The 7,527-nt window shown below is 67.3% G+C and carries 7 protein-coding genes; 5 read left to right on the top strand and 2 right to left on the bottom strand.

All coding sequences use genetic code 11. The features are described from left to right. Positions 1–254: 254 nt before the first annotated feature. The 4 genes from FHD67_RS19500 to FHD67_RS19485 all read left to right on the top strand — a co-directional run bounded on the left by FHD67_RS19500 (position 255) and on the right by FHD67_RS19485 (position 3,195). Complete coding sequence (locus tag FHD67_RS19500) at positions 255–542, top strand: ribbon-helix-helix domain-containing protein (protein ID WP_046001342.1); 288 nt, start codon at positions 255–257, stop codon at positions 540–542. Positions 543–634: 92 nt separating this feature from the next. Continuing rightward, positions 635–1,030: a VOC family protein gene (locus FHD67_RS19495; protein WP_045983085.1), complete on the top strand. Its 396-nt coding sequence runs from the start codon at positions 635–637 to the stop codon at positions 1,028–1,030. 57 nt (positions 1,031–1,087) lie between these two features. Then, positions 1,088–1,609 (top strand): Twin-arginine translocation pathway signal, encoded by a 522-nt coding sequence (locus FHD67_RS19490; protein WP_139599766.1) that lies wholly within the window; start codon positions 1,088–1,090, stop codon positions 1,607–1,609. An 11-nt stretch (positions 1,610–1,620) separates the two neighbouring features. Next, positions 1,621–3,195: a GMC family oxidoreductase gene (locus FHD67_RS19485; protein ID WP_139599765.1), complete on the top strand. Its 1,575-nt coding sequence runs from the start codon at positions 1,621–1,623 to the stop codon at positions 3,193–3,195. 44 nt (positions 3,196–3,239) lie between these two features. Here FHD67_RS19485 and FHD67_RS19480 read toward each other — a convergent pair whose 3' ends face one another. Then, positions 3,240–3,740, bottom strand: coding sequence for a ferritin-like domain-containing protein (locus FHD67_RS19480; RefSeq protein ID WP_046001347.1), 501 nt, complete (start codon positions 3,738–3,740; stop codon positions 3,240–3,242). A gap of 146 nt (positions 3,741–3,886) precedes the next feature. Here FHD67_RS19480 and FHD67_RS19475 point away from each other — a divergent pair, with 146 nt between their 5' ends. Next, a complete protein-coding gene (locus tag FHD67_RS19475; protein WP_046001348.1) occupies positions 3,887–5,731 on the top strand; it encodes an ABC transporter ATP-binding protein in 1,845 nt (614 codons plus the stop codon). Between the two features lie 61 nt (positions 5,732–5,792). Here FHD67_RS19475 and FHD67_RS19470 read toward each other — a convergent pair. Further along, a partial coding sequence (locus tag FHD67_RS19470; RefSeq protein WP_139599764.1) for an OmpA family protein occupies positions 5,793–7,527 on the bottom strand: 1,735 nt, incomplete at its 5' end.

The raw sequence follows: 7,527 nt of genomic DNA, 5'->3' as shown, positions 1-7,527 counted from the left end.
GCGGCCGCACCGTCGGCGCAGGCGTCGTCTCCAAGATCATCAAGTGATCCAGGGCCCGAACGGGCCAAGGAACGCTGATGCTGCCGGATGATCCTTTCGGGGATATCGCGGCGGACAGGGCCACCCTTCGGGGTGGCCCTTGTCGTTTGTGTCTGGCGACGGTGGCAATATGGATGACATGACCAAAAAGTCGCGTTGACCGAAGCGGGGCCGCGCGCGAGACTGAAGGTCAGGAACAGGACAAGATCAAGCTGATGTGCCAGATCTTTGCCGGGCAGCACCCGGACCGCTACGAGACCGTCACCCGCCGTTTGCGCCTGAACGGCCAGTCGACTTCGATCCGGCTGGAGCGTGCATTCTGGTGCATCTTGGACCGCATCGCCGCCCGCGAAGGCGTGACGACGCCCGCCTTCATCTCCAAGCTGCACGCCGAAGTGCTGGAGTTGCACGGAGAGGCGCGGAACTTCACCTCGCTGCTGCGCTGCGCCTGCACGATCTATCTGGGCGAGGACGACGTCGCCCCGGCTATCGCCGCAGAGTGACGCGAATATTTTCGCTGTAGTAATCCGATACTACCCGGCCCGTCCCCAAGCCCCTAGCCTCGATCAGGCAAGACACGTGCAGGGAGGGCCAGATGGCCAAGTACATCCACTCGATGATCCGCGTTCTGGACGAGGCGGCCTCGGTCGATTTCTATGACCGCTGCTTTGGACTGAAGGTGGCTGAGCGGCTGGATTTCGAGAAATTCACGCTGATCTACCTGTCCAATGGCGAAAGCGGGACCGAGCTGGAGCTGACCGTCAACAAGGGTCGCACCGAGCCCTATGATCTGGGCGACGGCTATGGGCACGTGGCCTTTTCGGTCGACGATGTCGACGCGACCCACGCCCGGTTGGAGGAGATCGGCTTTGCCCCTCGCAAGCTGGTCGATTTCGCGCCGGGCGGCGAGGTGATCGCCCGCTTCTTCTTTATCAAGGACCCGGACGGATACGAGATCGAGGTCCTGCAGCGGGGCGGCCGCTACAGCTGATCAGCCTGCCGCGCCCTTGGGAGGGGGCGCGGGACCACATCAAGGGAGGAGGAACCCATGTCTGAACCAACGACCAAGGGCCTGACCCGTCGGGCGCTGCTGTCGCGGGCCGTCGCGGTCGGCGCGCTGGCAGTGGCCGGCACAGGCTTCATCGCGGCACCCGACGCGGCCTGGGCCGTCGAGGTGACCGCGATCAGCGAGCACGAGATGGCCACGCTGCTGCAAATGGCCCGCGACATCTATCCGCATGACCGCGTGGGCGACCGTTTTTATGCGATCGCGATCAAGGGATACGACACCGCCGAGAACCAGCCCATGGTGGCCGAGGGCATCGCCGCGCTGGACGCCGCCGCGCAGGCGGCCGGGCATGACGACTATGTCTCGATCGGGTGGGAGCAGGACCGCGTGGCGATCCTGCGCGGGATGGAGGACAGCGCGTTCTTCCAGACCGTCCGGGGCGGGCTGGTGACCGGTCTCTACAACCAGAAAGAGGTCTGGCCGATCTTCGGCTATGAGGGAGAGAGCTTCTCCCAGGGCGGCTACATCTATCGTGGCTTTGACGACATCGACTGGCTGTAAGGGGGCGGATCATGGCTACGGCAGCGAAATTCGAACTGACCGACGACAGCGTGGTCGTCATCATCGGCACCGGCGCGGGCGGCGGCGTGCTGGCCAACGAACTGGCGCAGAAGGGCGTCAAGGTCGTGGCGCTGGAGGCGGGCGGGCGCTATCTGCCCGAAGACTATATCAACGACGAATGGGAAAGCTTTGGCCAGCTGGCCTGGACCGATCCGCGCACGACCAGCGGCGACTGGCGCGTGGCCAAGGATTTCAGCGGCTTGCCCGCCTGGATCGTCAAGGCGGTCGGCGGCACCACGACTCATTGGGCGGGCGCCTCGATCCGGTTCCAGGAGCATGAATGGAAGGCCCTGACCACCTATGGCGCGGTCGAGGGGGCGAACCTGCTGGACTGGCCCATCGACGCGGCCGAGATGGCGCCCTGGTACGAGAAGGCCGAGGCCAAGCTGGCCGTGACCCGGACCGGCGACTTTCCGGGCCTGCCGGGCAGCAACAACTACAAGGTGTTCGAGGCGGGGGCCAAGGCCGTCGGCTATACCGAGGTCTCGACCGGGCGCATGGCGATCAACAGCATCGACAACGACGAACGGCCGGCCTGCCAGCAGACGGGGTTCTGTTTCCAGGGCTGCAAATGGGGCGCCAAGTGGTCGGCCGCCTATACCGACATCCCCAAGGGCGAGGCGACCGGCAACCTTGAGGTCCGCGACCACGCCCATGTGGCCCGCATCCTGCACAACGACCAGGGCCGCGTGACCGGGGTCGAGTATTTCGACAAGGACGGCGCCCTGCAGTTCCAGGCCGCGCGCATCGTGGCGGTGGCGGGCAACAGCTTTGAAAGCCCGCGGCTGCTGCTGAATTCCGCCAGCGAGATGTTCCCCGACGGTCTGGCCAACAGCAGCGGTCAGGTGGGACGCAACTACATGCGCCACACGACCGGGTCGGTCTATGGCATCTTCGAAAAACCCGTGCGCATGTGGCGGGGCACGACCATGGCCGGCATCATGCAGGACGAGGCGCGCCACGATCCTTCCCGCGGCTTCGTCGGCGGATACGAGCTGGAGACCCTGTCCTTGGGCTTGCCCTTCATGGCGGCCTTCCTGGACCCCGGGCGGTGGGGGCGAGAGTTCACGACCGCCTTGGACCAGTACGAATACATGGCCGGGCTGTGGATCGTCGGAGAGGACATGCCGCAGGAGACGAACCGCGTCACCCTGTCGGACACGGTCGACAAGTTCGGCCTGAAGGTCGCCAACGTGAACTTCAGCGACCATCCCAACGACGTGGCGATGCGCAATCACGCCTATGAACGGGGGCAGGCGATGTACCGGGCGATGGGGGCCACGCGGACCCTGCCGACGCCTCCCTATCCGTCCACGCACAACCTTGGGACCAACCGCATGTCGGAGCGGCCGGAGGACGGCGTGGTCAACAAATGGGGGCAGACGCACGACATCGCGAACCTGTTCGTGTCCGATGGCAGCCAGTTCACGACGGGCGCGGCGGAAAACCCGACCCTGACCATCGTCGCGCTGGCGATCCGTCAGGCCGACCATATTGCCAAGGAAATGGCCGCGGGCACGATCTGAAAAATACGACCGCCCGGGGATGTCCTCCGGGCGGTCGTAGTGGATCAGCCGTTGGCGGCCTTCTGGTTGACGCCGCCCTCGGCGATGCGGGTCATGTGCTTGTCGCCGTCGCGGGTGCTCTCCAGGCATTCCTGCAGCACGCCGCCATCGGCATCCAGATCCAGGCGGTTGGCAAAGCTGCGCACGCAGCCATAGCCCGCGATCGCGTAATGGGTCAGGCGCTGGTACTGGGTGATGATGGCCGCGTCGCGGACGTCGTCATCACCGAAATCGGCCTGCAGCGCGTGCTTGCGCGCCTCGGTCACCAGACCTTCCATGCCCTTGCAGTGCTCTCCGGTAGGGTCGACGCCGTGCTGGCTGCACAGCGTCGCCAGATGCTCCATGCCGCGGGCGATGCCTTCGTTGCCGGCGATCAGCGCCTCGGCCAGTTCGCGCGACTTGGCGACGCGACCCATCTCGGTCACGACGGGCATGGACTGCTTGCAGGCGGAATACAGGTCCTGCAGCTGGTCCAGATACAGGTCCTTGAGGGAATTCATGGTCATGATACGGCCTTTCTGATGGTGCTGGATGACCAACGATCCCCGGCCCGCCCCGTTCCATCGCGAGGGCAAAGATCACCCCTGCGCGCTTGACTTTGCGGGCGGTCCGGGTCAGCACTGCGGCCCCTTCAGCAGCGGAGGACATCCCCATGTTCGCCTGGTTCGAACGACGCATCGACCCCTATCCCGACCAGACCCCGACCATGCCCCCGTCGGGTCTGTGGCGGTTCGTGCTGCATTACAGCCGCGGCACGCTGCCCTGGCTGGTGCTGCTGGCCGTGGGATCGGGCCTGATCGCGCTGATCGAGGTGGCGCTGTTCGGCTGGCTGGGGCAGCTGATCGACCAGTTGGCCGACACCCCGCGAGAGGTCTTCTGGGACCGTCATGGCGGCAGCATCGCGCTGATGGCGCTGGTGCTGCTGGTGGTGATGCCGGCGTTGAACGTGGTGACATCGCTGGTCCTGCACCAGTCGCTGATGGGCAATTTCCCGCAGCGCATCCGCTGGCAGGCGCATCGTTGGCTGCTGCGCCAGTCGGTCGGCTACTTCCAGGACGAATTCGCGGGCCGCATCGCGCAGCGCCTGATGCAGACCGCGCTGGCCGTGCGCGAGGTGTCCATGAAGATCATGGACGTGGGCAGCTATGTGCTGATCTATTTCCTGGGCGCGATGGTGCTGGCCGCCAGCCAGGACTGGCGTCTGGCCTTGCCCTTCCTGGTCTGGGCCGCGGCCTACGGCGCGCTGCTGTGGTATGTCGTGCCGCGCCTTGGCCGCGTGGCGCAGGAGCAGGCCGATGCCCGCAGTGCGATGACCGGACGCATCGTCGACAGCTATACCAACATCGCGACGGTCAAGCTGTTCTCTCATTCCGACCGGGAGGAGGCGTGGATGCACCAGGGCATGCACCGGTTCCTGGGCACCGTCCACGCGCAGATGCGCCTGTCCAGCCTGCAGGACATGGTGCTGAACCTGCTGAACGTCTGGCTGGTCGCGGCGGTGGCCGGGCTTGGGCTGTGGCTGTGGACGCAGGGGCTGATCGCGGTCGGGGCGGTGGCCATCGCGGTGCCGCTGGCCCTGCGGCTGAACAACATGTCGCACTGGATCATGTGGGAATTCGCCGCCCTGTTCGAAAATATCGGCACCGTGCGCGACGGTATCACCAGCCTGTCCCTGCCACGAGAGGTGCGCGACGCGCCGGGGGCGCAGCCGCTGCTGCCCGGTCCGGCGGCGGTGCGGTTCGACAACGTCACCTTCCGCTATGGCGGTGCTGCGGGGGCGCAGCCGATGGCGGTGCTGGACGACCTGACGCTGCATCTGCGGCCCGGTGAACGGGTGGGCTTGGTGGGCCGGTCGGGCGCGGGAAAATCGACGCTGATCAATCTGCTGCTGCGCTTTCACGACATCGACGCGGGGCGCATCACCATCGACGGCCAGGACATCGCGCAGGTGACCCAGGACAGCCTGCGCGCGGCCATCGGCGTGGTCACGCAGGACAGTTCGCTGCTGCACCGGTCGGTGCGCGAGAACATCGCCTATGGCCGCCCCGACGCGACCTCGGATCAGATCGACCACGCCCTGCGCATGGCCGAGGCGGACGGGTTCGTCCCGTCCCTGTCCGACAGCCAGGGACGGCAGGGACTGGATGCCCATGTGGGCGAACGCGGCGTCAAGCTGTCGGGCGGCCAGCGCCAGCGCATCGCCATCGCGCGGGTCGCGTTGAAGAACGCGCCGATCCTGATCCTGGACGAGGCCACAAGCGCCCTGGACAGCGAGGTCGAGGCCGCGATCCAGTCCCGGCTGGAGGCACTGATGCAGGGCAAGACGGTCATCGCCATCGCGCATCGCCTGTCCACCATCGCCGCGATGGACCGGCTGGTGGTCATGGACCAGGGCCGGATCGTCGAACAGGGCAGCCATGCCGAACTGCTGGAACGCGACGGCCTGTACGCCCGGCTGTGGCATCGCCAGTCCGGCGGTTTCCTGGCCGCGGACTGAGGGCAGGACGTGAAAAAGGCCCCGGCGCGATGCCGGGGCCCTCGTCGTTTCGTGGGTGCGCTTACTGCGCCAGCAGGTCGGTGATCCGGCGGACCGAGGCGCGACGGTTGTCGCGGATGTCGCCCTCGGCACGGACGCGCAGGAACTGCTCGCCATAGCCTTGGGTCACCAGGTTCTCCGGCGGCACGTCAAAGTACTCGGTCAGTGCCAGCGCCACCGACTCCGCACGACGGTCCGACAGCGCCAGGTTGGCGGCGTCCGACCCGACCGTATCGGTATGACCCTCGATCATGAAGATCTCCTGCGGGTTCTGGGCGATCTGGTCCTGGATCGCACGACCCAGACCCTGCAACTGCTGCGCCTGATCCGACCGGATCGCGGCAGAGCCGGTATCGAAGGTGATCGCGTCGATGTTGACCGGCGCCACCAGCGCCCGCACCTCGGGGATGTTGCGGATCTGGGACAGCGTGAATCGGCGGTCGACATTCGCCTCGCGCAGCAGGGCCTCGCGCAGCTGATCCTCGTTCAGGGGCGCATTGCCGGTCTGGACGGGGGCGGGGGCGGGCAGGGCGCCGATATCGACGGGCTGCACGTCGGCGGTGTCGTCGATCAGCTGCGTGGTCGTGCCGTCGGCGCTGACCAGGGTGCGGCGCAGAACCTGCAGGTTCGCGTCACGGATGGTCACAACGCGGCTGCCGTCCTGACGCGTCACGATGGTACGCGACGAACCGTCGTCGAAGTTCTCGGTCTGCACGGTCGAGCCGGGCTGGCGCAGCAGGGCGACCTCGTCCTTGATTACCTCCTGGCTGCCATCGGCGCGGGTGACAACGACGCGGTCCGGCGCGGACAACGCAACCTGGCGGTTGTTGTTCAGATAGGACCCGACAGCCACGGCGCCTAGACCCAGCAGCAGAGCGTTGCGCAGGCGGTTGTCGTCGTCCTCCTCCTCGGCCTGCGGTGCAGGCTGACCGGTGGCGCCCGCCAGCGCATCGCGCAGGCTGGTGGTGAAGTCCTCGGACGACGACCGGGCGTTTTCCTCGGTCACCTGCTGCTCGGTGATCTCGCCCGATCCATCGGCTGCGTCCAGCGCCGCCGCGGTGGCCGGTGTGGTCGCCTGAGCGGCCTCGCGCGATGCCTCGGTCTCAACGGTGTCCTCTTCGGCGGCGCGACGGATCATCTCTCCGTTCTGGCCGACGCGGTACATCTGCGCCTCGGTCGGGGCCAGGCGCAGCTCGCCCGCCTCATTGGTCTCGACGACGACGCCGTTCGGGGTCATCGCACGACCGCCATCCGCGCAGGGGAACGCGCTGCCGTCCAGACAGGTCAGCGCCGAAGTGTCCAGGCCACCCTGAACCTCCTGCGTCAGCACTCCGGCCAGACCCGGCAGGGCGCCAGCGCGTTCGACCTGCGTTGCACCGGTCGCCAGGGTCAGGCCACCCTGAGCCGCAGGCGCTGCGGGTTCCGCAGGTGCATCGGCCGTCGCGGCCGGGTCGGCTGCGGGCTGCTCGCCCTGCTCCTGCGCGCGCAACTGCTCGGTCAGGGCGTCGAGGTCGCTTCCGACGGGTTGTTCAGTGGCATCCGCCGGCTGCTGGTCGTTCTGCGCGGCAGGGCGTGCGTTCGGACGCGGCTCCGCCGGAGCGTCGGCGGCAGGAGGCACCTCACGCTGCGGGTTGGCGCGCGGCGCGGCATCGCCGGCGGCCGGGGCCTCTGCGGCGGGCTCGGCGGCGCGGTTCGGATTCGGCGCGGGTGCGGCATCGGGCTGCGTTGCGGGGCGGGCCTCGGGCGCCTGGTCCGGC

This window comes from Paracoccus haeundaensis (genome assembly GCF_006239215.1).
Taxonomy (GTDB): domain Bacteria; phylum Pseudomonadota; class Alphaproteobacteria; order Rhodobacterales; family Rhodobacteraceae; genus Paracoccus; species Paracoccus marcusii.
This window is presented reverse-complemented; position numbering and strand designations above follow the sequence as displayed.